The sequence below is a fragment of the Streptomyces sp. NPDC057002 genome, assembly GCF_042673825.1.
GTDB lineage: Bacteria > Actinomycetota > Actinomycetes > Streptomycetales > Streptomycetaceae > Streptomyces.
Map to the genome: position 1 here is coordinate 1,101,179 of NZ_JBHURZ010000002.1, position 21,529 is coordinate 1,122,707.

Consider the following 21,529-nt stretch of genomic DNA (forward strand, 5'->3'; position numbering starts at 1 on the left):
GCGGACCGGGAACCGGCGCCCTCGCCCACCATAAGCGGGCCCCTGAAGCGCCGCCTCCGGGCGGGTGCGGCGGCTCGCAGTGCCTCGGAGTGCGCTGCTCCGTGCCGCATACGAAGGGCTTTACCGCTAGTTCGACAACCGGGCCGCTCGATGGAGTGAAAGGCCGATAAGCCATAACTCGGATCGTGCGCCCCGCGTTCTATCCCGTGCGGGTGAGTGCCCGCGACGATGTCTGGAAGGCAGGGAACCTATGAGACGGGTTACCCGAAACGGTGTGTTCGCCGTCGCCGCCGCCTCGGGCGCGATGGCCATGGCCGTCCCCGCGTACGCGGATTCCGCGGCGGACGGATCGGCGGCCGGTTCGCCCGGGGTGGTCTCCGGCAACACCGTTCAGCTGCCGGTGCATGTCCCGGTGAACGTGTGCGGGAACACGGTGAACGTGGTGGGGGTCCTGAACCCCGCCGCGGGCAACAGCTGCGCGAACAAGGGCGACGGGCGGGCGGGCCGGCCGGGCAAGCCCGGCGGTGCGGTCGCCGAGAGCAGCGGAAAGGATTCGCCGGGCGTGGTCTCCGGCAACGGCGTACAGCTGCCGGTCGATGTCCCGGTCAACGTCACCGGCAACAGCGTGAACGTGGTCGGCATCGGCAACGCGGCGACCGGCAACCAGTCCTCCAACACCTCCGGAGGCCGGCCGGTCCGCCCCCACCACCCTCCGAAGCCGGCGGCCCCGAAGCCGTCCGTCCCGCCCCGGGCGCACCCCGCCCCCGACCCTGCCCCTGTCCCGCACTCCGTGCCGCAGGCCACGGGCGCCCTCGCCCACACAGGCTCGGACCACACCCTGCCGGCCGTCGCGGCGAGCGCGGCGCTGGTGCTCGGGGGAGTGGTGCTGCGCCGGCGATTCCGCCCGGCGACGGACGGCGCGCAGCGACGCTGACGCGGCGGAGCCCTGGCGGTCCCTCGGCGCGTTGACACGCGATCCCGCTCCCCTGCCCGGAAACGACAGCGCCCTCGCGGCCCCGCCGTCCGGTGGCAGGCGACACCGGACGGCGGGGCCGCGAGCCGGGGCATCCTGGCGGCGTTGCCGAGTGGTGCTACGTCGTGGCGCTCTCGTGTGGGAAGCCGCGCAGCGTTTCGGTTCCCGTTGGGCGGAGGCATGCGGTGCCGCTGCGGGGCCCGGGGGCTGTGTGGTGCCCGCGGCGTCGCCTGGGCGGCGGCACTCGACATTCCTTCCGGGCCCGGGAGCGGCGACGCTCCGAGCTCGCCGGACCCGAGCTGGTGGGGCCGCGGTCCGGCCGGTGGTCGGCCGCATCGGCGTCGTCAGTGCGCCGTCGGGCGGTGTATCGGGTCGCCGGACGGGCAGATGTCGCAGGCGGCGGTGCCCGGTGTGCGCAGTCGAGGCCCGTGCAAGCGTCGGCGGCCGGCGGAATCGTGTCGTCAGAGCGGCTCCGCCACCCCCGTGAGCAGCACCATTCCGGAGTCGCCGTGGTCCGGCAGGGTGCGGTCGGTGTCGATGTGGGATACGTCCAGGTCGTGGGTCAGAGGGGTGAAGACCTCGGTGACCGTCGTCGGGTTCACCGGGCAGCCCGGCCAGCGGGACGCCGGGCCGATGCGGTAGGTCGGCAGGTTCTCCATGAAGGCGGCGACCAGGTGGCCGCCGGGCGTGACCGTGCGGACGAAGGTGCGGCAGAAGTCGGCGAACTCGGCGAAGTCCTCCGTGGCGCCCTCGGCGACGAAGTGCATGGAGGCGAGTCCGTAGAAGCCGGGCGGCAGGGTCCGGACGTCGGCGTGGACGACGTTCACCGGAGCCAGCGCCCCGGCCAGGGTCGCCGGCACGTCGGGGTTGAGCTCCCGGCACAGCGCGTGGAAGGGGAGCCAGCTCGCGTCGAGGCGGTGACAGATCTGTTCCTGGAGATAGGCGACGCTGCTCGCCCCCGCCTCCACGGCGTCGATCCTGCGGCACGCGGCGGACGCGAGGATCAGCGGGTAGAGGTTGGGGCCCGCCCCGAACTCCACCGAGCGGTCGATGCCGCCGGGCGGGATGCGCCGGTAGAAGGCGCTGTGGTGCGCGATGATCGCCGCGTCCGAGGGATGCACCTCGCGGTACTTCTCCGCGAGGTAGTCCGCGACCGGCCAGCGGTCCCAGTCCACGTCGTCGTTGTGCGTCGTCATGGCCGTTCAGCCCTTCAGCCGCAGCGGGAAGCGCTCGGACAGCCGGGTCAGGGTCCCGTTGAGGTGATCGATGCCAGTGACGCCCGGGAGACTCCAGTTGAATTCGATCGTAGATTCGCCCATGCGGCCCTGCATCTCGGGCGGGCGGGGGGATCAGGGGCGACTCAGCCGCGCCCGCTATGGAACCGCACGTGCAAATCCCGGATCCGTTCCGTCAGTTCGGGCACCGGACCGTCCACGATCACACCGGGTGCCACCTCATGGACGGGGAGTGTCCGCACCGGGGGTGCTGGGACGCCCAACTCGCCCAGCCAGGACACGAGTTGCTCGGACGAGGCGACATAGGCGATGCGTCCCAGACCGACCCAGGCGTGCGCCGCCGCGCACATCGGGCAGTGCTCGCCGGAGGTGTAGACCGTGGCCGCCGCCCGCTCCTCGGGCGTGAGACGGGCGGCCGACCAGCGGGCCAGCTCGAACTCGGGATGCCGGGTGCGGTCGCCCGAGGCCACGCGGTTGCGGTCCTCGGCGAGCACCGTGCCGTCCCTCCCCACCAGCACCGAACCGAACGGTTCGTCCCCGGCGTCCAGTGCCTCGGCCGCGAGTTCCACGCAGCGACGCAGGTGAGGCAGTTCCGTGTCCTTCACGACCATGGTGCCGGGCCCTTCCTCGTGACGAAGTGATCAGCAGGACTGTACGGCGGGCGGGGCGTACGGCCCCACCGGACATCGCGCCGCCCGGTCGCCGTCGGATGTCACATCCACACCCGTCCGATCCGTCGCATGGTCATGACGACGAACCAGAAGCACCAGAGCATCCTCCTCGCCGGCGCGAGCGGTGTCCTCGGCCGGCACATCACCCACGCGCTCACCGAGGAGGGCCACAAGGTCACCGGACTCGGCCGGAGCCGGGACAACGGCATCCGCGCCGACCTCATGGACCGCGACGCGCTGCTGCGCGCCGTCGACGGGCACCACTTCGACACCGTGATCCACGCCGCGACCGCCCTGCGCAAGCCCCCGATGCGCGACCGCGACATGGACGCCACCGACGCGCTGCGCACCCAGGGCACGGCCCACCTCGTCGAGGCCGCCCGCGTCACCGGTGCCCGCCGCTTCGTCGCGGAGTCGATCGTCTTCGGCTACGGCTACGGGGACCACGGCGACCGCCCGCTCACCGAGGACGACCCCTTCGGCCCGCTCGGCAGGACACCGCAGCTGGAGCAGCACATCGCCGGCATGCGGACCAAGGAGCGGCTCACCTTCGAGTCGGAGGCACTGGAGGGCGTCGCGCTCCGCTTCGGCCTGTTCTACGGCCCCGGCGGCACCGACACCCTGCTGCCGCTGCTGCGCCGGAGGCGGTTGCCGATGCCCGGGGACCGCGACCGGGTACTGCCGTGGGTGGAGCTCACCGATGCCGCCCGCGCGGTGGCCGCCGCCGTGGAGCGCGGCCGGCCGGGGCAGGCGTACAACATCGCGGACCGGACACCGCTCGGCTTCCGCGCCCACATCGAGAGCGTGGCCGAGACGTTCGGACTGCCGAAGCCGATGATGGTGCCGCTGTGGCTGATGAAGCCCATGTCGTACGCGCACACCGTGATGGCGTCGCGGCTCCGGGTGTCCTGCGCCAAGGCGGAACGCGAACTGGGCTGGACTGCGCGCTACGCGTCCAGCGGCGAGGGGCTCGCCGCGATGCGGTCGGCGGGCCGTTGACGCCGGGGGAGTACCGGCCGGGTCCGGCTCCGGTGCGCCGGGCCGCAGGGCCGTGACACACCGGTTCCGGTCAACTCCTGGTGTCGCGCACGTACTGTCGATATACGCCGTCGTTCGCTACGCCGTCAGCGGCCTGCCTTCGAACGGTCCAGCGCGGCGACGCCGAGCGCGGCGAGGCCGATCTGGATGAGCCATTCGACCCAGTCGACACCCTTGGTGTCGGCCACGCCGAAGGCGCCGGCGAGTGCGGAGCCGATCAGCGCGGCGATGATGCCGACGACGATCGTCCACAGAATTCCGATGCGCTGACGGCCCGGGACCACGAGCCGGCCCAGGACGCCGATGACGATGCCGATCACGATGGCACTGATGATGCCGTCGACTTCCATCTCCGCCCCTCCTCCTCAGGACCCCCGCTGCAGTGCGTCTGCCCCCTGGCGGCCCGGACACTCCGGGTCCAGCGCCGCTTGGCCGTTCCCGGCGCGGGTGCGGACGCGAAAGGGCCGGTCCGGGAGCGCGGACCGGCCTTCGTTTCCCTTCCGGCGGGGGGCTACGGCTTCGGGGAGGCCTTCGCCGCCGTGCCGGCGCACACCAGGCCGAGGATCACGGCCAGTGCACCGATGATGATGTTGTTCCACACGACCCCGGCGTCCGGGCTCTCGCCGACGATCCACGGCGAGACGATCATCCACACCCCGAGGGCGCACATGGCCCAGCTCAGCCCGTACATACGCTCCGGAGCACGAGTGAACCCGAGCGCCAGCAGACCGATCGCGATCCCCATGATCAGGTTGTGCGTCACGAGCGGCGGCTGACTGGTCGTGTAATGGACTATCCACGGGGAGGCCGCGCAGTACAGACCCAGCAGGAACACCGGTCCGTCCACGAGCGCCACATCGCGTCCACCGAGCATGCGGGCATACCGATCCCGCATCTCGGAGGCATCAGGGTGGCTGGTGATGTCACCTCTGGTGGGCGAGACGTTGGCCATGACTCGTCTCCTTCGTCTTACAGGGCGACCGCGTCTGGTGGGGTATGCGGTAAGCGCCGCGTAAGCACATTCTGCTCTTATTTTTCCTTTATGTGTAGGGGTTGTGCGGGGGTGTGGACTCCTACCGGGCGGTACATGTCCGGGCGGATCGCGGGCAACCGGAGGGATACGGCAGTGACCGATCGACGTCGCCCGGCGGGCGGCGCGGGACAGCGGAGGGCAGCGGACATGTCTACGGCGATCAGCGCGAAGGTGTTGGAGCGGTTCCCGGCGGGAGCCCCGCGCGGATCGTGGCCGGCGGAGGAGTACGCGGCACGCTGCCGCGCCGAGGGTGAGCCCGCCACCGTCGTGATGGACCTGGAGTCGGACGCCTTCCTCGTGGTGGTTCCGTCGGACGACGACGCCTGAGTCCGGCTGGAATCCGGGGTCCGGGATACGAGATGAGCCGCGCGTTCCTTGACGGTCCTCGTCCCCCGCTGCGACGATCCATGGCATGACCATGCGACTGGACCTCACGCGGCGACGCCACGTCGACCTCGCACGCGTCTCCAGCGCTTCCTGTCGCGCAGCAGCCTGAGCCTTCCCGCTCGCAGCTTCCCCGCACGCCTGAATTCGTCGCTCTGTCACGTCCTTCGAACACCGCGGGACGTGGCAGAACGCGGCTCAACCCGGCGTCCCCGATTACGGCTCTGCCGCGCGCAGTCGCGCCTTCTCCCCGGAAAGAGAATCCATGGCCACCGTCCTGTCCGTCTCCGGCAGCCCCTCCGCCTCCTCCCGCACCAGCCGACTGCTGCGCCACCTTGACGAGCGGCTGGCCGCCCAGGGCCATGACGTCATCCCGCTCGACGTCCGCACCATCCCCGCCGAGGCCCTGCTCGGCGCGGACTTCCGGCACCCCGCGATCGTCGAGGCCACCGAACTGTTCGCGCGTGCCGACGGCGTCGTCGTCGGCACACCCGTCTACAAGGCCTCCTACTCCGGTGTCCTCAAGGCCCTGCTGGACCTGCTCCCGCAGTACGCCCTCACCGGCAAGACCGTGCTGCCGCTCGCCACGGGTGGCAGCATCGCCCATGTCCTGGCCATCGACTACGCGCTGCGCCCGGTGCTCACCTCCATGGGCGCGGCCCACACCGTGCAGGGCTGGTTCACCCTCGACAAGGACCTCGCCGTGCAGGACGACGGCACCCTGACCGTCGCGCCGGCCGCCGCCGAGGCACTCACCCAGGTGGTGGACCAGTTCTCCGCGGCGCTCGGCCGCACCCCGCTGCTGGCAGTGGCGGGCTGACGTCTCCGACTCTCCAAAGATCAACCCTGGAGCCCGACTTCGGCGTCATCCGCACCGAGGGGCAGGCCTTGCCCCTCGGTGACCAGGAGGCATACACGCATGAAGCAGCGGGCCGCACACACCGTCTTATTGGCTCTGGCCATGGCACTGTCCGCCGGAACGGCGGCCCTCGCCCCGTCCGCACAGGCAGCACAGTCCGAGCACGGCCACGAGGCGACCCGAACCGCACTGCGGAATCTGGTCGAGAAGGGCGGACTGCCCGGCGTGGCGGCCGAGGTCCGTGACGGCAAGGAGAGTTGGTCGGCCGTGTCCGGTCACTCGGACACCGGCACCGGCCGCGAGCGTTCGCCCGCCGACCACTTCCGCGGCGCCAGCATCACCAAGACGTTCGTCGCGACCGTCCTGCTCCAGTTGGAGGCCGAAGGAAGACTGAGCCTGGACGACACCGTCGAATCGTGGCTGCCCGGCCTGGTGCGGGGCAACGGCTACGACGGAAACGGGATCACCCTGCGCCGGCTCCTCAACCACACCAGCGGCATCGCCAATTACACCGACGACCCCGCGTTCATCCACGACGCCGCCGGCCCCGGCTTCCCGGAGCACCGGTACGACACCCACACGCCCGAGGAACTCGTGGCGATCGCGCTGAAGTACCCGCCACTGCCCGACCCGGAGACGGCGCCGGTGTACTCGAACACCAACTTCGTCATCGCCGGGATGGTCATCGAGAAGGCGACGGGCCGCTCCTACGCGCGGGAGATCACCCGTCGCGTCATCCGGCCGCTGAAGCTGCGCGGGACGTCCTTCCCCGGGACGTCGCCGAGGATGCCGAACCCGCACCCCGTCGGCTACTCCCGGCTCCATGAGGAAGCGCCGGACGCCGAGATCCATGACGCCACCGAACAGAACATGACCTGGCTGGGCGCGGCCGGCGACGTCATCTCCACCAGCGGCGATCTCAACCGCTTCCAACGAGCCCTGATGACGGGCAAGTTGCTGCCACCTGCCCAGATGAAGGAAATGCTCGACGAGGTCCCGTCGGGGGAGGGGCTGGGGTTCGGGCTCGGGGTCGAGTTCGCGGAGCTGTCCTGCGGGGTGAAGGTGGTGGGCAAGTCCGGCCGTACCAACGGCTCGCTGTCCGCGATGGTGGGCACACAGGACGGCAGGCACCAGCTGACGTTCAACATCAACGGTGACTGGCTCCAGAACGGATCGCTCTATGTCGATGTGATCGAAGCGGAGTTCTGCGACAAGGCGCCGTCCCCGGCCGGAAGCCCGACCGACAAGCCGCTCCTGCCTCAGCTCGGCTAGCCGGACGCCAGCGACCCGAGGTGCGTCCGGCGTGCCTCGGCCGTCTGGCCCTGCACCAGCAGGAACATCCCCTCGCGGGCCAGCCGCTGCGCCCGGCTGTCCAGGGCCATGGACCGGCCGCCCCCGGCCACGACCGCCGCGGTCGTGGCCGCGCGCATGAGGTCGTACGCGCGTGTCTTGACGGCCAGTCGTTCCGGGACGCACTCGTGGGGGACCGGATGGTCGGCCAGTGTGTAGGCCTCCTGCCGGACCTCGTCGATCCGGGCCCGCAGCGAGCGGGCCGGCTCCTGGCCGTCCGGGGAATCCGCCACCAGGTCCAGCGCCGCGTACGCCACTCCGAAGACGGCCGGACTGGCGTTGGCGGCCCTGGGCAGGTCGACCAGGGCGAACTCCTTCTGCGGCACACGCAACACGACGGCCTCGTCCGGCACCCACAGGCCGTCCAGTTCCAGAGAGACCGTACGGGCGGCGGTGAGGGCCGCGAGCCGCATCGGCGCCGACGGAGACAGCCCCGGCTGCTCGCGGGCCTCGGCGAGGACGAACACCACCTCGGCCGCGTCCGTCACACCGGCCAGCAGCATCACGTCGTTCAGACCCCAGCCCGTGAACCAGGGCACCGTTCCCTCGAAGCGCCAGCCGCCCCGCTCGGGAACCGCCCGCACAGAGACGCGGGGGAAGGCGCGGACATGGGCGAACGCGATACCGGCCATCACCTCGCCGGTCGCCAGCGGACGCAGGAACTTCTCGCGGACGGGCGAGTCATATGTGGCGATCAGCTTCACCGGAGTGTGGTGCTGTGTCTGCACGAACCATGTGGAGCAGCACGCCCCGGCCAGGATCTCCGCGGTCTCCCGCGCCACGCCGACGGGCGCGTCCGCCCCGCCGTACTCCTCCGGCGCGCCCACGCCGAGCAGCCCCGACCGCTTCACGGCCGCGATATGGCTCGCCGGCACACCCTCCTGGTCGACGCGCTCGGCATGCGGGACGAGGAGATCGTGCGCCAGTCGCTGTGCGCGGGTGACGAGGGGATGGGGTGTGGTGGTCATGGGAGAAATTCTCCCGGTCGCGCGGCGCGGGGTGTCGATCCGGGGGCGTGTCGTTCGTGTAGGAGGTGCAAGGACACCCCGACACCCCCCTACCTCGACAGCCCGACACCCGGACGCCATGGAGGCCGTCATGAAGTACTACCTGCTCAGTGTGATGCAGCCGGTCGGCGATCCACCCGCCCCCGAGGTCCTCGCGGAGATCGGCGAGAACCTCGACTCCTTCCACCAGGAGCTGCGCGAGGCGGGCGCCTGGGTCTTCGCAGGAGGACTGCACGGCCCGGAGTCCTCCACCGTGCTGCGGCCCCGCGACGGCGACGTCCTGATCACCGACGGCCCGTACGCGGAGGGCAAGGAGATGCTCGGCGGCATCTGCCTCGTCAGGGCACCCGACCTGGACGCCGCCCTCGAATGGGGGCGCAAGGCGGCCCTGGCCACCACCCTGCCGATCGAGGTGCGCCCCTTCATGGGGGACGCCGGCTGATGGGCGTGGACGTCGAGGCGGTCTTCCGCGCCGAGTACGGCCGCGCGGTCGCCGTCCTGGTCCGCTTCCTCGGCGACATCGACCTCGCCGAGGAAGCGGTCCAGGACGCCTTCGCCAAGGCCGTGCGGCGCTGGCCGGAGACCGGCGTCCCGCCGAGCCCCGCCGGGTGGATCATCACCACGGCCCGGAACCGGGCCATCGACCGGCTGCGCCGCGAGTCGTCCCGACAGGCCCGGCACGCCGAGGCCGCCCTGCTGCACGCCTCCGACGCACCGCCCGAGGAGGGTCCCGTGCGCGACGACCGGCTCCGCCTGATCTTCACCTGCTGCCACCCCGCGCTCTCCCTCCAGGCCCGGGTCGCCCTGACCCTGCGGCTGCTCGGCGGGCTCACCACCGCGCAGCTCGCCCGCGCCTTCCTGGTGCCGGAGCCGACGATGGCCCAGCGGCTGGTCCGGGCGAAGGCGAAGATCCGCGACGCCGGGATCCCGTACCGGGTGCCCCGCGACGCCGACCTGCCCGACCGGCTCGACGGGGTCCTGGCCGTCGTCTACCTGATCTTCAACCAGGGCTACGAGGGCTCGCCCGACCTGTGCGCCGAAGCCGTAAGGCTCGGCCGTCTCCTGGCCGCGCTCATGCCGGACGAGCCCGAGACGACCGGCCTGCTCGCGCTGATGCTCCTGGCCGAGGCGCGCCGCGACGCCCGCGAGGACGACCAGGGCGAACTGGTGCCGCTGCCCGAGCAGGACCGGGCCCGCTGGGACAGGGAGCTGATCACCGAGGGGCAGACACTCGTCCGCCGCTGCCTGCGCCGCGACCGGCCCGGGCCCTACCAGGTCCAGGCCGCCATCCAGGCCGTGCACAGCGACGCGCCGAGCGCGGACGCCACCGACTGGGCCCAGATCCGGCAGCTGTACGACCAGCTCATGACCCTCGCCCCGAGCCCGGTCGTCGCCCTGAACCGGGCCGTCGCCGTCGCCGAGACCGAGGGCCCCGGGCCTGCCCTCGCCCTGGTGGACGCCCTCGACCTCGCCGGCTACCACGTCCTGCACGCCGTCCGCGCCGACCTGCTGCGCCGCCTGGGCCGGGAAGCCGAGGCCGTAGCGGCGTACCAGGCGGCCATCGCCATCGCGGAGAACCCGGCGGAGCGGGCGTTCCTCGACCGCCGCAGAGAGGCGCTCGTACGGCGGCGCCGGGCGGACAGCCCCTTCAGGGACGGACATCCAGCTCCGTGAGCACGTCGAAGTCGAGACCGTCGGCACGGGCCAGATAGATGCGCTGGCGCACATGACTGCCCTTCAGACGCAGCAGCCCGCGCGGGCCCTCGTACGACACCGTGCCCGCAGTCGCCCCGATCGACGACACATCCAGCGTCCCGGCCCTCCTCAGCAGCGCGGCCAGCAACAGCACGCCCTCGTAGCAGGACTCGCCGAGGCTGCCGAGGGCGGGTGCCTCGACGCCGTACCGGGCCGCGTACCGCCCGTGGAAGTCGAGGGTGTCCCGGTTGGCCAGCGAGGCGAAGAAGCCGGCCGTGCTGTAGAGGTCCTCGGTGGCCGCCGGGCCGCTCGCCATCAGCATGTTCTCGTCCATCAGCGTGCTCAGCCGCAGACAGCGGGCGTGCAGGCCGTACGCCGCGAACGCCCGGTTGAAGCGCACCGCGTCGCTGCCGACGAGCAGCATCAGCACCCCGTCGGCGTCCGCGCGCTCGACCCGGCGCAGCACCGGCTCGAAGTCGTCGGTGCCGAGCGGGAGATAGGCCTCATCTGCCACACACCCGCCGGACGCGCGGGCGTACGCCCGCGCTGCCCGCGCCGTACGCCGCGGCCACACATAGTCGTTCCCGACGACGAACCACCGCCGCACCCCGCGCTCGTGCGCCAGCAGGTCCATCGCGGGCCGCAGTTGATCGCGCGGGGTCTCGCTCGTCAGGAACACGCCCGCCGTGTCCTCCCCGCCCTCGTACAGTGCCGTGTACACATAGGGGACGCGGTGCGCGATCCTCGGCGCCAGCACCTGGCGCACCGAGGAGATGTGCCAGCCCGTGACACCCTGCACGACGCCCAGGTCCACCAGCGCCTCGACCCGGCCGGCGACCTCGTGCGGCGGGCCCGAGCCGTCGACCGGCACCAGCCGCAGCTCCCTGCCGAGCACGCCGCCGTCCCGGTTGACCTCCTCGGCGGCCAGCCGCGCGCACAGCTCGCACGTCGGCCCGAAGATCCCGGCCGGCCCCCGCAGGGGAAACACGAGGGCCACGCCGAGCACGGAGTCGTCGGCCGTGAACCACTCGGGCGCGGGGAGGTCGTGCCGGAACATGGCGTCATGATCCCGGCTCCACCGTACGAACTCCAGTGCGTCTCTTACCATGGACGCACCTCTGAGCTAGGAGCGGCATGCCCACCCCACCCCTGCGTCGGCCCGACGACCTGGTGCAGTTGCTGACGCGGGCGGAGCGGCTCGCGTCGGGGCGGCTGCAGGCCGTTCTGGAGGAGGAGGGCTGCTCGCTCGACGCGTGGCGGGTGCTGGCGCTGCTTTCCGACGGCGAGGGGCGCCATATGACGGCGATCGCGGAGGCCGCCTTCCTGCCGCCTCCGACGCTGACCAAGCTGGTCGACCAGCTCGTCGACCAGAACCTCCTGCACCGCCGGGTCGACCCGTTCGACCGCCGCCGCATCCTCGCCCACCTCACCCCGCGCGGCCGCGAGTACTGGCAGCGCGTGGACCGAGCGGTCCGGGCCGGCCGGCCCACGCTCGGCGACGACGACGAACTGTTGCGGTCCCTGTTGGACCGACTCGCGGCGACCCTGGCGGAGTCGGCCCCCGTGTGAGCCCCCGAGAGCCGCGAACGCGGATGACTGGTCTACACCCTTGACTGGTACAGACCAACGCGGTTGAGTGTGCCTCCACAACCCCCCACCACGGCCGCCCCCACGCCGTGACCGGCCCGGCCGGCGCGTGCGCCGAGGCTCAGCTTCGCCCTGCCCCGCCGGGTGCGGCCGTGCTCCGCAAAGGAGTTGATCCCGTGTCGAGACGCCGTGTGTCCGCCGTCCTGGTCACCCTCGCCCTCGCGGGCACCGCCCCGGTGCTGCTGCCCGCCTCGAACGCCTCCGCCGCCGCGTGCTCCAGCTACCCGAACTGGGTGGCGGGCAAGTCGTACGCGGCCGGCGACATCGTCCGCTACACCGACGGCAAGGCGTACATCGCCGAGCACGCCAACCCGGGCTACGACCCGGTCATCAGCACCTGGTACTGGGAGCCCTACGCCTGCGACAGCGGGCCGGGCACACCCAACGCGCGCTTCGTTGTCACCGAGGCGCAGTTCAACCAGATGTTCCCGAACCGGAATTCCTTCTACACGTACAGCGGCCTCACCGCGGCCCTCAGTGCCTACCCCGGCTTCGCCAACACCGGCAGTGACACGGTGAAGAAGCAGGAGGCCGCGGCCTTCCTCGCCAACGTCAGCCACGAGACCGGCGGTCTGGTGCACGTGGTGGAGCAGAACCAGGCCAACTACCCGCACTACTGCGACTGGAGCCGGCCGTACGGCTGTCCGGCCGGCCAGGCCGCCTACTACGGGCGCGGTCCGATCCAGCTCAGCTGGAACTTCAACTACAAGGCCGCGGGCGACGCGCTCGGCATCGACCTGCTGAACAACCCCTGGCTGGTCCAGAACGACTCGGCCGTCGCCTGGAAGACGGCCCTGTGGTACTGGAACACCCAGACCGGCCCCGGCACCATGACCCCGCACAACGCCATGGTGAACAGCGCCGGCTTCGGCCAGACCATCCGCAGCATCAACGGCTCCCTGGAGTGCGACGGCAAGAACCCGGCGCAGGTGCAGAGCCGCGTCAACAACTACCAGCGGTTCACGCAGATCCTCGGGACGTCACCCGGCGGCAACCTCTACTGCTGACGCCGGACCCCAGGGCGTGGTGTCATGCAGGATGTCATGCACCTGATCAGACCACTCCTGATCGGTACGAGGAAGGACATCCCTCATGCGACTGCGCACCCCCCACGTCCTGTTCGCCACGACCGCCGCGCTGGCCGCCGCGGTCGTGGCCCCGCCGCCCGCCACTGCCGCCGCCGTCCCGGCCCCGGGCACGTACTACGTCCAGAGCGCCACGACCGGGCTCAACGCGGCCGACAGCGGCGGAGCGGTCGAGCAGCACAGACCCCGCGGCAACGAGGACCGCCAGCAGTGGCAGTTGAAGGCGAACGGGCCGGACCACCTGCTGGAGAACACCGACACACCGGGCAGTTGCCTCGGCCGCAACGGCGACCAGGCCGCGGCCGTCGCCTGTACGAGCGCGGACGCCGTCTGGGAGATCGCCCCGGCCGGCACCGACCGCTACACCCTCAAGGCCCCGGGCACCGCGCGCCACCTCACGGTGGCACCCAAGCCGTCCGGCGCCACCTACCCCGCCCGGCTCGCCGTCGGCGGCGCGGGCGACCTCGCAGCGTGGTACCTCACCCCCGTCGACCCCGCCACCGGCCCCATGCCGCCGCAGGGCCAACGCACCCTGGACCAGGTCACGTTCCTCACCTCTCACAACGCCTACGCCAACGGCGTCGACGGCGGCTTCGCACCGCCCTTCATCAACCTCGTGCCCAACCAGACCCGAGGTATCGAGCGGCAACTCACCGACGGAGTGCGTGGATTCATGCTCGACGTCCACCAGACCCCCGACGGCGCGATCCTCTGCCACAACAGCTGCACCCTCGTCAGCAGGCCGGTCGCCCTCTGGGTCGACCTCCAGCGCATGGTGGACTTCCTCAAGGCCCATCCCGACCAGTTCGTCACCGTCTTCCTGGAGGACTACGTCGACCCGGGCGTCCTGCGCGCCGAACTCGCCCGCGTCAACGGCCTGTCGGACGTGCTGTACCGGCCCGACAGCACCGGCGTACGGCAGAACGGCTGGCCGACGATGGCGGACCTGGCCGCGGCCGGCGACCGGCTGCTGATCTTCACCGACCACAGTCGCTCCGCCGACCAGGCGGCGGGCCTGACCCGGGACAGCTTCGGCGTCATGTACCAGCGCGAATGGACCGTCGAGAACTACTGGTCCATGGGCTCGGGCATCGGCTCCTCCGACTGGTCCTGCTACAGCCGCTGGTACGACGCCGGCACGAACATCCCGCTGACCCGCACCGAACCCGGTTTCCGCCCGCTGTTCGTCATGAACCACTTCCGCGACGCCGGAATCACCTCCACGGCCACCACGGACAACACCAAACTCGCCGACCGCGCCCGGCGGTTCTGCCAGCCGGCCGCCCGCAAGAAGCCCAACTTCCTCGCCGTGGACCACTACGACCGGGGCAACCCGGCCTCCGCCGTGGCCACCCTCAACTCGTACACGTATCCGTAAACGACTGAGCCCGTCCGCACGGCGTGTGTGAGACTCCGCCGATGAGCTCACAGACGATCACCGCGGACGCCGCGGGCACCTGGAAACTCGGCGACCTGCCCGTCCACCGCCTCGGCTACGGCGCGATGCGGCTGACGGGCAGCGCCGCCTTCCACCACGGCACACCGAGCGACCGCGACCGGTCGATCGCCGTCCTGCGCAAGGCGGTCGACCTCGGTGTGAACCACATCGACACCGCCGCCTTCTACTTCTCGTCGCTGCGCTCCGCGAACGAGCTCATCAACACCGCGCTGGGGCCCTACCCAGACGACCTCGTCATCGTCACCAAGGTGGGCCCGCACCGGACCCACGACGGGGAGTGGGGCATCTCGGCCCGCCCCGAGGATCTGCGCGGCCACGTCGAGGAGAACCTGCGCCAGCTCGGCCGCGACCACCTGGACGTCGTCAACCTGCGCCGGATGCCGAAGTACGACTCGATCGCCGAGCACTTCGGGGCCCTCGCACAGCTCCGGGAGACGGGTCTGATCCGGCACCTGGGGGTCTCCAACATCGAGCCACGCCACCTCGCCGAGGCACAGGCCATCGCGCCCGTGGTCTGCGTGCAGAACCGGTACGCCCTCGACCGTCCCGACCCGGCGTCCGACGAACTGCTGCGGATCTGCGGCGAACAGGGCATCGCCTTCGTGCCGTTCTACGCCGTCGCCGGCGAGGGCGGGGAGCAGGGTGCCACCACCGCCCACGACAAGGAGGTGCGAGCCGTGGCCCGCGCCCACGGTGCGAGCCCCGCGCAGATCCGCCTCGCCTGGACGCTGCACCAGGGCCCGCACGTCCTCGCCATCCCCGGCACCGGCAACCCCGAGCACCTCGCGGAGAACGTGGCGGCGGGTGCCATCCGCCTCACCGATGAGGAGCTGGACCGGCTGGGCGCACCGCGGCAGAGGGCCGGGGCGACCGGCTAGAGCGCCCAGACCCCGTCCCGCATGAGATGCCTGCGGGGCAGCTCCTGCACCTCGCACCACGCCTGCACCGCACGCGGCCGCACCCGGAAGAACGCGTACGACGCGTGGTCCTCGCGCGGATCCCAGCCGGTCTTCGCGAGGAACGCCTCGGCCGCGGCGGGCGGCACCCCGGCGCATGTGAAGGTCTCCACCTCACCGTCGACGAGCACGACGTCCCGGGTGTCCCCGAGGGCCAGCCGGGCCCGCCGGCCGTCCCGCAGATTGCGGCCGGTGGGGTTGGTCAGCCGGGTGCACAGCCAAACGGCCTCGTCGTGCCGGACGAACCACAGCGGAACCAGACACGGCACCCCTTCGGCGTCGGCCGTGGCGACCCAGATGTCCATCTCCCGCTCCAGCCGGGCCAGCAGGTCCGCCTTGCGCTGTTCCGGGGTGCGAGGTGGCTCGGTGATCTTCATGGAGGGGACGCTAGCGGGCGGGCCCGGGGTCCCGCCTCGGGCCGAGGGCGTAGGCCGAAGACCTAGGACTTCGAAGAAGCCGGGAGCGTAGTTGGCACCCCACGAGTTTTACGTATAACCTCTCCCGTCAACCGCACGCTCCGAGAGGTCCCGATGAGCCGTATCGCCCTGGTCACCCTCGTCGTCGACGACTACGACGAGGCGATCCGCTTCTACACCGAGGCCCTCGGATTCCGGCTCGCCGAGGACGCGCCCCGGCCCGACGGATCCCGCTGGGTCGTCGTCGAACCCGGCGCCCCGGGAACCGGCGGCGGCCTGCTGCTCGCCCGGGCCAAGGGGGAGGCCCAGGCCGCCCGGGTCGGCGACCAGACCGGAGGGCGGGTCGGGTTCTTCCTGCACACCGACGACTTCACCCGCGACCACGCCCGGATGACCGCCGCGGGCGTCACCTTCCTGGAAGAGCCACGGCGCGAGCCGTACGGCGTCGTCGCCGTCTTCCAGGACCTGTACGGCAACCGCTGGGACCTGCTCCAGCCCACCGGCTGACCCTCTTCCCTCCGATTCGAACCACCCGCTCAAGGAAAGACCCGCCATGACTGCTACGCGCGTAGACGCCGAAGTGATCCACCGTCTCCCGAAGGCCGTGCTGCACGACCACCTCGACGGCGGCCTACGCCCCGCCACCGTCGTGGAGCTCGCGGACGCGGTCGGCCACACCCTGCCCACCACCGACCCCGACGAGCTCGCCGCCTGGTACTACGAGGCGGCCAACTCCGGCGACCTGGTGCGCTACATCGCCACCTTCGAGCACACCCTCGCCGTCATGCAGACCCGCGAGGGCCTGCTGCGCACCGCCGAGGAGTACGTCCTCGACCTCGCCGCCGACGGCGTCGTCTACGGCGAGGTGCGCTACGCCCCCGAGCTGATGCTCAACGGCCGGCTGACCCTGGCCGAGGTCGTGGAGACGGTCCAGGAGGGCCTCGCGGCGGGCATGGCCAAGGCGGCCGCCGCTGGCACGCCGGTGCGGGTGGGCACCCTGCTGTGCGGGATGCGGATGTTCGACCGGGTGCGCGAGGCCGCCGACCTGGCCGTGGCGTTCCGGGACGCCGGTGTCGTCGGCTTCGACATCGCCGGTGCCGAGGACGGCTTCCCGCCCGCCGACCACCTCGAGGCCTTCGAGCACCTGCGCCGCGAGAACGTGCCGTTCACCATCCACGCCGGGGAGGCGCACGGCCTGCCCAGCATCCACCAGGCCCTCCAGGTGTGCGGCGCCCAGCGCATCGGGCACGGCGTGCGCATCACCGACGACATCCCCGACCTCGCGTCGGGCAAGCTCGGCCGTCTCGCCGGCTGGGTGCGCGACCGGCGCATCGCCCTGGAGATGTGCCCGACCTCCAACCTCCAGACCGGCGCCGCGACCTCCATCGCCGAGCACCCGATCACCGCGCTGAAGGACCTCGGCTTCCGCGTCACCCTCAATACCGACAACCGGCTGGTCTCGGGCACGACGATGACCCGCGAGATGTCCCTGCTGGTCGAGCAGGCGGGCTGGGGCGTCGAGGATCTGCGCACGGTCACGGTGAACGCCCTGAAGAGCGCGTTCCTCCCCTTCGACGAGCGGAACGCCCTCATCCGGGACGTCGTGCTGCCCGGCTACGAAGCCGCGCTCTGAAGAAGTCCCCGCAGGTAGGCGGCCTGTCCGATGTGCTGGAGATCGTCGGACAGGACGCTGACCAGCCGGACCCCCAGGGTGACCGGCGGGTCCCAGCGCTCGTCGACGACGCGCTCCAGGTCCTTGGCGGCCAGGCCGCGCAGCGCGTCCTGGCTCTGGTCGTGCACGGCGTCGTAGTAGCCGGTCAGCATCTCGCCCGAGTCGACCCGGACCTTGGCGACCTTGGCGGGGCTGTGGCCGTAGCCCGTGTCGTGGCGGGACAGGCCCAGCCCGAAGCGCTTCTCCCAGCCCTGGGAGAGCCACACCTGCTCGAGGCCGAAGGCGTCGGCGATGTGATCGTCCTGGACCCGGGTGAGATGCCAGACGAGCCAGGCGACGGAGTTGGCGTCGGGGGAGGGGCGGGCGGCCAGTTCGTCGGGCCCCAGACCCTCGACGGTGGCGTGGACTTCTTCGCGGATGCGGTCGTAGCCGTCGATGAGGATGTCCTTCGCATGCATGGCTCCACCATCGCGCATCGCCGCGCGGCGTGCGCCCCCGCTCACGCGCCGGTGGTCTCCAGCAACCCCATCAGCGCACGGGCCGCCGGACTGGTGGCCTGCGGGGGCGGCAGCAGGGCCACCGTCTCGTACACCGCCTCGCCCGTGCCCTTGACGGGCAGCGCGGTCAGGGAGGCGCGCTTGTGCGCGAAGTGCCGCGGTACCACGGCGACGCCGAGGTTCTCGTCGACCAGGTCGAGCAGGGTGTGCACGTCGTTCACCTCCAGGGCCACGGTCCGCCGTACGCCCGCGGCGGCGAACACCGTGTCGGTGCTGCGACGCGGCCCCCAGTCCGGGTGGAAGTCGACGAACACCTCCCTGCCCAGCTCCTCAGGCGTGACGGCCGCACCGGTGGCGGCGAGCCGGTGGCTGGAGTGGCACAGCAGCGTCATCGGCTCGCTGGTCAGCGACACCGACCGCAGCTGGTCGCCGTCCTCCTGCGTGCGCACGGCGAACGCCAGGTCCAGCCGGCCCGCCGCGACGTCCTCGGCGAGGGCACCCGACCCGGCCTGCCGCAGACAGATCTCCACGTCCGGGTGCCGGTGCCGGAACGCGGCGAGCAGCCCCGCCACATGCACCCCGGCGATGCACTGCTCGCTGCCGAGCGCGAGCATGCCGCGCAGCACGCCCTGTACCGCCGCCACCGCCTCATGGGCCGTCCGCACCTGCGCCAGGATCCGCTCCGCCTCACCGAGCAGTGCCCGCCCGGCCGGGGTCAGCGTGACCCGGCGGGTCGTCCGCACGAACAGCGGCGTCTGCAGCTCCCGCTCCAGCGCCCGGATCGAGGCCGACAGGCCCGACTGGGAGACCAGGAGGCGTTCCGCCGCCCGGGTGAAGTGCTGGTCCTCGGCGACCGCGACGAAGTGCTGCAAGTGGCGCAGTTCCATGACTGAGAAGCGTAACCGCTGAATTCGATCGGATTCTTCTGTTGGACGCATGGGCGCAGGTCACGCCAGAGTGGACACCGGTTTCATCCGACCGCGCCAGCCAACCCCTCTGGAGTCGCGTTGTACACCGCACACCCCGACCGCTACGCGGACATGCCCTACCGGCGCACCGGACGCAGCGGCCTGAAGCTCCCCGCGCTCTCGCTCGGCCTGTGGCACAACTTCGGTCCGGACCGGCCCGTCGAGACCCAGCGCGCCATTCTGCGCCGCGCCTTCGACCTCGGCGTCACCCACTTCGACCTCGCCAACAACTACGGCCCGCCGCCCGGCTCCGCCGAGTCCGCGCTGGGCGGCTTCCTGAAGTCGGACTTCGCGGCGTACCGCGACGAGCTGGTCATCTCCACCAAGGCCGGCTACCTGATGTGGCCCGGCCCGTACGGCGAGTGGGGCTCGCGCAAGTACGTGCTGTCCTCGCTGGACCAGAGCCTGCGGCGGATGGGCCTGGACTACGTCGACATCTTCTACTCGCACCGCCCCGACCCGGACACTCCGCTCGAGGAGACGATGGGAGCCCTGCACTCGGCGGTGCAGCAGGGCAAGGCGCTGTACGTCGGTGTCTCCAACTACTCCGCCGAGCAGACCCGCGAGGCCGCCCGCATCCTGGGCGAGCTGGGCACACCGCTCGTCATCCATCAGCCGCGCTACTCGATGCTGGACCGCCGGCCCGAGGACGGGGGCCTGCTGGACACCCTCGACGAGCTCCAGGTCGGCTCCATCGTCTTCTCCCCGCTGGAGCAGGGCATGCTCTCCGCCCGCTACCTGGACGGCATCCCGGAGGGCTCCCGGGCGGCGAGCGACAGCCCGTTCCTGAACTCCGACGCGCTCACCGAGGACCTGGTGGGACGGCTGCGCGACCTGAACGACATCGCCAAGTCGCGCGGCCAGACCCTGGCCCAGCTGGCGTTGGCCTGGGTGCTGCGCGGCGGCCGGGTCACCTCCGCGCTGGTCGGCGCGAGCAGCGCGCAGCAGATCGAGGACAGCGTCGGCGCCATCCGCAACCTGGACTTCGACGCGGACGAGCTGGCCCGGATCGACGCGATCGTCAAGCAGTAGCGGTCTCCTCGGCCGGGGGCGGCCACCCGCCCCCGGCCGAGCCGTCTAGGAGCTGATCCGCTCCTCCAGGCGCACGGTCACCGTGTCGCCCTCCTCCTTGCCGATGGCCTTGCGGATGCCGGCCTTCACCGGCAGCTTGTGCGTGCCGTCGCCCAGCGCCATGAACGAGCTGCGGAACGGGTGCCCGTCGATGGTCCCGCGGACCTTGACCAGGCCGCGGGTGCCGAAGAACTCGACGGACCGGGGCCAGACCAGATAGGTCCAGCCGCCCTCGGCGGGGCTCTTGCGCAGGACCGCGGTGAACTCCGCGTCCAGGTCTGCGGTCGTGGCCATGGCGTCCTCCGGTGCTCGGCGGCCTCTCACACATCAGACCGCCGGACACCGGAGAACTCATCGCCGGCCTCACGCCCCGGCCGGGACCCGGTCCAGAAAACCGAGCACGGCCCTGATCCGGCCCTGTCCGTCCAGCGTGATCACATCCGAGCCGGCCACGGGCGCCGAGCCGTCGGTCCCGCTCACCAGCTCCCACGAGAAGCGGGCGGTGTCGTGGTGCCCGTCGACGGCCCCGGCGAGCCGGAACACCAGCCCCGGGAACTGCTCGCGGACCGCCGCGATCAACCCGGCGATCTGCTCATGACCCCGGACGTCGGCGAGCGGGTCGGTGTAGCCGCCGTCCTCGGTCCAGGCGGCGGCTACCGCTTTCTCTCGCGCCGACGGGTTCTCGGCGTTCCAGGCCTCGAAGTAGCGGGCGACGGCGTTCTCGTAGCGCTGGGCGGGTGCGGACATGGGAGATCAGCCTCCGGAAAGGTCGTGCCTGCTGGTCAGAGCCCGGATCACCGCTCGCGGCGGACCCGGTACGCACCACCCTGTCCGCGTCCGGCGGGACCGTCGATTACCTCCGGAGTCATGCGCTCTGAGGCACCCTGCCGGGTTTCGGCCAACTCGGGGTGTGAATATGCCAGGAGAGTGGCCGGAAAGTCGTGGTGACAGTGTTTCAGCAGTGAACATACTGACCTGCGAGAGCGTTTTCACATCGAGCGACGGCGCCCTCACGCACAGCACGCGAGCCGCGGAGGCGAGTCCGGCGGGCGGGCAGGGCAACGGGGGAGGTCACGTGCACGACGAGTTCCTGTGTCACGTCACTGCGTACGGGGTCTGCGACGGCCGCCGCATAGGCGTCCCCCTGGGGACCTACCGGGCGCCCACCCTCGCCCTCGCCCTGTGGTGGCTGCGCGACCGCGCCTCCTGGATCGCCCAGCGCCTCGACCCCCAGCCCGACGCCGAGCACTTACCGCCGGGCGCGCTCGTGCCGGTCGCCGACACCGTGCCCGACGTGCCCACACAGCTGCGCGCCTGGTGTGCCGACCCCGGCTACCAGGAGCGGGTCGCCGAGGAGTTGGCGGCCGGACGGCTGGTGCGCATCGCCACCAGCGACGACACCACCGAATACGAACTGCTCGCCGAGTCCGTGGACGCCCTCCGGATGCAGCGGACGGCCCCCGGGCTGGGAATCCCCGTGGCCTGACCGCTCGCAGAGGCACACACCAGGCAA

The 21,529-nt window shown here is 71.5% G+C and carries 27 protein-coding genes; 16 read left to right on the forward strand and 11 right to left on the reverse strand.

The annotated features are described in order from the left end of the window. Positions 1-250 precede the first annotated feature (250 nt). On the forward strand, positions 251-934 hold the full coding sequence (locus ACFT32_RS12990) for a chaplin (protein WP_382488482.1): 684 nt from the start codon (positions 251-253) through the stop codon (positions 932-934). A 500-nt stretch (positions 935-1,434) separates the two neighbouring features. Here ACFT32_RS12990 and ACFT32_RS12995 read toward each other — a convergent pair whose 3' ends face one another. Further along, complete coding sequence (locus ACFT32_RS12995; protein ID WP_382488483.1) at positions 1,435-2,169, reverse strand: class I SAM-dependent methyltransferase; 735 nt, start codon at positions 2,167-2,169, stop codon at positions 1,435-1,437. 164 nt (positions 2,170-2,333) lie between these two features. Beyond that, positions 2,334-2,819, reverse strand: coding sequence for a nucleoside deaminase (locus ACFT32_RS13000; protein WP_382488484.1), 486 nt, complete (start codon positions 2,817-2,819; stop codon positions 2,334-2,336). A gap of 135 nt (positions 2,820-2,954) precedes the next feature. On the opposite strand from ACFT32_RS13000, the gene ACFT32_RS13005 reads away from it, so the two are divergent. Further along, a complete protein-coding gene (locus ACFT32_RS13005; protein ID WP_382488890.1) occupies positions 2,955-3,878 on the forward strand; it encodes an NAD-dependent epimerase/dehydratase family protein in 924 nt (307 codons plus the stop codon). Between the two features lie 125 nt (positions 3,879-4,003). On the opposite strand, the gene ACFT32_RS13010 is transcribed toward ACFT32_RS13005, so the two are convergent. Together ACFT32_RS13010 and ACFT32_RS13015 are read right to left on the reverse strand one after the other, a co-directional pair. Further along, a complete protein-coding gene (locus ACFT32_RS13010; protein ID WP_184595905.1) occupies positions 4,004-4,267 on the reverse strand; it encodes a GlsB/YeaQ/YmgE family stress response membrane protein in 264 nt (87 codons plus the stop codon). Between the two features lie 161 nt (positions 4,268-4,428). Continuing rightward, the gene (locus tag ACFT32_RS13015) at positions 4,429-4,869 is read right to left on the reverse strand and encodes an SPW repeat protein (RefSeq protein WP_382488485.1); all 441 of its coding nucleotides are present in this window, start codon (positions 4,867-4,869) and stop codon (positions 4,429-4,431) included. Between the two features lie 228 nt (positions 4,870-5,097). Between ACFT32_RS13015 and ACFT32_RS13020 the strand changes: the two genes are divergently transcribed. The 4 genes from ACFT32_RS13020 (at position 5,098) to ACFT32_RS13035 (ending at position 7,465) form a co-directional block, all read left to right on the forward strand. Then, the gene (locus ACFT32_RS13020; protein ID WP_189725354.1) at positions 5,098-5,277 is read left to right on the forward strand and encodes a hypothetical protein; all 180 of its coding nucleotides are present in this window, start codon (positions 5,098-5,100) and stop codon (positions 5,275-5,277) included. Between the two features lie 91 nt (positions 5,278-5,368). Then, on the forward strand, positions 5,369-5,446 hold the full coding sequence (locus ACFT32_RS13025) for a putative leader peptide (RefSeq protein WP_351405193.1): 78 nt from the start codon (positions 5,369-5,371) through the stop codon (positions 5,444-5,446). Positions 5,447-5,599: 153 nt separating this feature from the next. After that, positions 5,600-6,154: an NADPH-dependent FMN reductase gene (gene ssuE, locus ACFT32_RS13030; protein WP_382488486.1), complete on the forward strand. Its 555-nt coding sequence runs from the start codon at positions 5,600-5,602 to the stop codon at positions 6,152-6,154. 99 nt (positions 6,155-6,253) lie between these two features. Next, on the forward strand, positions 6,254-7,465 hold the full coding sequence (locus ACFT32_RS13035; RefSeq protein WP_382488487.1) for a serine hydrolase domain-containing protein: 1,212 nt from the start codon (positions 6,254-6,256) through the stop codon (positions 7,463-7,465). On the opposite strand, the gene ACFT32_RS13040 is transcribed toward ACFT32_RS13035, so the two are convergent. Beyond that, positions 7,462-8,511, reverse strand: coding sequence for an acyl-CoA dehydrogenase family protein (locus tag ACFT32_RS13040; RefSeq protein WP_382488488.1), 1,050 nt, complete (start codon positions 8,509-8,511; stop codon positions 7,462-7,464). The genes ACFT32_RS13035 and ACFT32_RS13040 overlap by 4 nt on opposite strands. 130 nt (positions 8,512-8,641) lie before the next feature. On the opposite strand from ACFT32_RS13040, the gene ACFT32_RS13045 reads away from it, so the two are divergent. Next, the gene (locus ACFT32_RS13045) at positions 8,642-8,992 is read left to right on the forward strand and encodes a YciI family protein (protein WP_382488489.1); all 351 of its coding nucleotides are present in this window, start codon (positions 8,642-8,644) and stop codon (positions 8,990-8,992) included. Further along, positions 8,992-10,224, forward strand: a complete 1,233-nt coding sequence (locus ACFT32_RS13050; protein WP_382488490.1) for an RNA polymerase sigma factor — start codon at positions 8,992-8,994, stop codon at positions 10,222-10,224. Before ACFT32_RS13045 ends, ACFT32_RS13050 begins: the two co-directional genes overlap by 1 nt. Here the strand turns inward: ACFT32_RS13050 and ACFT32_RS13055 are convergent. Beyond that, positions 10,199-11,302, reverse strand: coding sequence for a substrate-binding domain-containing protein (locus tag ACFT32_RS13055; protein ID WP_382488891.1), 1,104 nt, complete (start codon positions 11,300-11,302; stop codon positions 10,199-10,201). The genes ACFT32_RS13050 and ACFT32_RS13055 overlap by 26 nt on opposite strands. A gap of 77 nt (positions 11,303-11,379) precedes the next feature. On the opposite strand from ACFT32_RS13055, the gene ACFT32_RS13060 reads away from it, so the two are divergent. The 4 genes from ACFT32_RS13060 to ACFT32_RS13075 all read left to right on the forward strand — a co-directional run bounded on the left by ACFT32_RS13060 (position 11,380) and on the right by ACFT32_RS13075 (position 15,314). Further along, the gene (locus ACFT32_RS13060) at positions 11,380-11,814 is read left to right on the forward strand and encodes a MarR family winged helix-turn-helix transcriptional regulator (RefSeq protein ID WP_382488491.1); all 435 of its coding nucleotides are present in this window, start codon (positions 11,380-11,382) and stop codon (positions 11,812-11,814) included. A gap of 194 nt (positions 11,815-12,008) precedes the next feature. Further along, positions 12,009-12,899, forward strand: coding sequence for a glycoside hydrolase family 19 protein (locus tag ACFT32_RS13065; protein ID WP_382488492.1), 891 nt, complete (start codon positions 12,009-12,011; stop codon positions 12,897-12,899). Positions 12,900-12,990: 91 nt separating this feature from the next. After that, entirely contained in the window at positions 12,991-14,355 is a 1,365-nt protein-coding gene (locus ACFT32_RS13070; RefSeq protein ID WP_382488893.1) for a phospholipase, read from the forward strand. A 41-nt stretch (positions 14,356-14,396) separates the two neighbouring features. After that, on the forward strand, positions 14,397-15,314 hold the full coding sequence (locus ACFT32_RS13075) for an oxidoreductase (RefSeq protein ID WP_382488493.1): 918 nt from the start codon (positions 14,397-14,399) through the stop codon (positions 15,312-15,314). Here the strand turns inward: ACFT32_RS13075 and ACFT32_RS13080 are convergent. Continuing rightward, positions 15,311-15,769: a pyridoxamine 5'-phosphate oxidase family protein gene (locus ACFT32_RS13080; protein WP_382488494.1), complete on the reverse strand. Its 459-nt coding sequence runs from the start codon at positions 15,767-15,769 to the stop codon at positions 15,311-15,313. The genes ACFT32_RS13075 and ACFT32_RS13080 overlap by 4 nt on opposite strands. A 153-nt stretch (positions 15,770-15,922) precedes the next feature. Here ACFT32_RS13080 and ACFT32_RS13085 point away from each other — a divergent pair, with 153 nt between their 5' ends. Continuing rightward, positions 15,923-16,315 (forward strand): VOC family protein, encoded by a 393-nt coding sequence (locus tag ACFT32_RS13085; RefSeq protein ID WP_382488495.1) that lies wholly within the window; start codon positions 15,923-15,925, stop codon positions 16,313-16,315. A 46-nt stretch (positions 16,316-16,361) separates the two neighbouring features. Beyond that, positions 16,362-17,441, forward strand: coding sequence for an adenosine deaminase (locus ACFT32_RS13090; RefSeq protein WP_382488496.1), 1,080 nt, complete (start codon positions 16,362-16,364; stop codon positions 17,439-17,441). Here ACFT32_RS13090 and ACFT32_RS13095 read toward each other — a convergent pair. Both ACFT32_RS13095 and ACFT32_RS13100 read right to left on the reverse strand, forming a co-directional pair. Next, entirely contained in the window at positions 17,423-17,938 is a 516-nt protein-coding gene (locus tag ACFT32_RS13095) for a DUF664 domain-containing protein (RefSeq protein ID WP_382488497.1), read from the reverse strand. The two genes, ACFT32_RS13090 and ACFT32_RS13095, sit on opposite strands and share 19 nt — an antisense overlap. A gap of 41 nt (positions 17,939-17,979) precedes the next feature. Next, positions 17,980-18,864 carry a LysR family transcriptional regulator gene (locus tag ACFT32_RS13100; protein ID WP_382488498.1) on the reverse strand — a complete coding sequence of 295 codons (885 nt, stop codon included), beginning with the start codon at positions 18,862-18,864 and terminating at the stop codon, positions 17,980-17,982. Between the two features lie 120 nt (positions 18,865-18,984). Here ACFT32_RS13100 and mgrA point away from each other — a divergent pair, with 120 nt between their 5' ends. Further along, on the forward strand, positions 18,985-19,977 hold the full coding sequence (gene mgrA / locus ACFT32_RS13105) for an L-glyceraldehyde 3-phosphate reductase (protein ID WP_382488499.1): 993 nt from the start codon (positions 18,985-18,987) through the stop codon (positions 19,975-19,977). 45 nt (positions 19,978-20,022) lie between these two features. Here mgrA and ACFT32_RS13110 read toward each other — a convergent pair whose 3' ends face one another. Continuing rightward, the gene (locus tag ACFT32_RS13110; protein WP_382488500.1) at positions 20,023-20,310 is read right to left on the reverse strand and encodes a DUF1905 domain-containing protein; all 288 of its coding nucleotides are present in this window, start codon (positions 20,308-20,310) and stop codon (positions 20,023-20,025) included. A gap of 69 nt (positions 20,311-20,379) precedes the next feature. Beyond that, a complete protein-coding gene (locus ACFT32_RS13115; RefSeq protein ID WP_382488501.1) occupies positions 20,380-20,763 on the reverse strand; it encodes a nuclear transport factor 2 family protein in 384 nt (127 codons plus the stop codon). A gap of 328 nt (positions 20,764-21,091) precedes the next feature. Here ACFT32_RS13115 and ACFT32_RS13120 point away from each other — a divergent pair, with 328 nt between their 5' ends. Further along, positions 21,092-21,502, forward strand: a complete 411-nt coding sequence (locus ACFT32_RS13120; protein ID WP_382488502.1) for a hypothetical protein — start codon at positions 21,092-21,094, stop codon at positions 21,500-21,502. Positions 21,503-21,529: the final 27 nt, after the last annotated feature.

Excerpts from the sequence above, each read along its gene's own strand:
- ACFT32_RS12990 (WP_382488482.1), top strand. The coding sequence starts at position 251 with ATGAGACGGGTTACCCGAAACGGTGTGTTCGCCGTCGCCGCCGCCTCG.
- ACFT32_RS12995 (WP_382488483.1), bottom strand. The coding sequence starts at position 2,169 with ATGACGACGCACAACGACGACGTGGACTGGGACCGCTGGCCGGTCGCG.
- ACFT32_RS13000 (WP_382488484.1), bottom strand. The coding sequence starts at position 2,819 with ATGGTCGTGAAGGACACGGAACTGCCTCACCTGCGTCGCTGCGTGGAA.
- ACFT32_RS13005 (WP_382488890.1), top strand. The coding sequence starts at position 2,955 with ATGACGACGAACCAGAAGCACCAGAGCATCCTCCTCGCCGGCGCGAGC.
- ACFT32_RS13010 (WP_184595905.1), bottom strand. The coding sequence starts at position 4,267 with ATGGAAGTCGACGGCATCATCAGTGCCATCGTGATCGGCATCGTCATC.
- ACFT32_RS13015 (WP_382488485.1), bottom strand. The coding sequence starts at position 4,869 with ATGGCCAACGTCTCGCCCACCAGAGGTGACATCACCAGCCACCCTGAT.
- ACFT32_RS13020 (WP_189725354.1), top strand. The coding sequence starts at position 5,098 with ATGTCTACGGCGATCAGCGCGAAGGTGTTGGAGCGGTTCCCGGCGGGA.
- ACFT32_RS13025 (WP_351405193.1), top strand. The coding sequence starts at position 5,369 with ATGCGACTGGACCTCACGCGGCGACGCCACGTCGACCTCGCACGCGTC.
- ssuE (WP_382488486.1), top strand. The coding sequence starts at position 5,600 with ATGGCCACCGTCCTGTCCGTCTCCGGCAGCCCCTCCGCCTCCTCCCGC.
- ACFT32_RS13035 (WP_382488487.1), top strand. The coding sequence starts at position 6,254 with ATGAAGCAGCGGGCCGCACACACCGTCTTATTGGCTCTGGCCATGGCA.
- ACFT32_RS13040 (WP_382488488.1), bottom strand. The coding sequence starts at position 8,511 with ATGACCACCACACCCCATCCCCTCGTCACCCGCGCACAGCGACTGGCG.
- ACFT32_RS13045 (WP_382488489.1), top strand. The coding sequence starts at position 8,642 with ATGAAGTACTACCTGCTCAGTGTGATGCAGCCGGTCGGCGATCCACCC.
- ACFT32_RS13050 (WP_382488490.1), top strand. The coding sequence starts at position 8,992 with ATGGGCGTGGACGTCGAGGCGGTCTTCCGCGCCGAGTACGGCCGCGCG.
- ACFT32_RS13055 (WP_382488891.1), bottom strand. The coding sequence starts at position 11,302 with ATGTTCCGGCACGACCTCCCCGCGCCCGAGTGGTTCACGGCCGACGAC.
- ACFT32_RS13060 (WP_382488491.1), top strand. The coding sequence starts at position 11,380 with ATGCCCACCCCACCCCTGCGTCGGCCCGACGACCTGGTGCAGTTGCTG.
- ACFT32_RS13075 (WP_382488493.1), top strand. The coding sequence starts at position 14,397 with ATGAGCTCACAGACGATCACCGCGGACGCCGCGGGCACCTGGAAACTC.
- ACFT32_RS13080 (WP_382488494.1), bottom strand. The coding sequence starts at position 15,769 with ATGAAGATCACCGAGCCACCTCGCACCCCGGAACAGCGCAAGGCGGAC.
- ACFT32_RS13085 (WP_382488495.1), top strand. The coding sequence starts at position 15,923 with ATGAGCCGTATCGCCCTGGTCACCCTCGTCGTCGACGACTACGACGAG.
- ACFT32_RS13090 (WP_382488496.1), top strand. The coding sequence starts at position 16,362 with ATGACTGCTACGCGCGTAGACGCCGAAGTGATCCACCGTCTCCCGAAG.
- ACFT32_RS13095 (WP_382488497.1), bottom strand. The coding sequence starts at position 17,938 with ATGCATGCGAAGGACATCCTCATCGACGGCTACGACCGCATCCGCGAA.
- ACFT32_RS13100 (WP_382488498.1), bottom strand. The coding sequence starts at position 18,864 with ATGGAACTGCGCCACTTGCAGCACTTCGTCGCGGTCGCCGAGGACCAG.
- ACFT32_RS13110 (WP_382488500.1), bottom strand. The coding sequence starts at position 20,310 with ATGGCCACGACCGCAGACCTGGACGCGGAGTTCACCGCGGTCCTGCGC.
- ACFT32_RS13115 (WP_382488501.1), bottom strand. The coding sequence starts at position 20,763 with ATGTCCGCACCCGCCCAGCGCTACGAGAACGCCGTCGCCCGCTACTTC.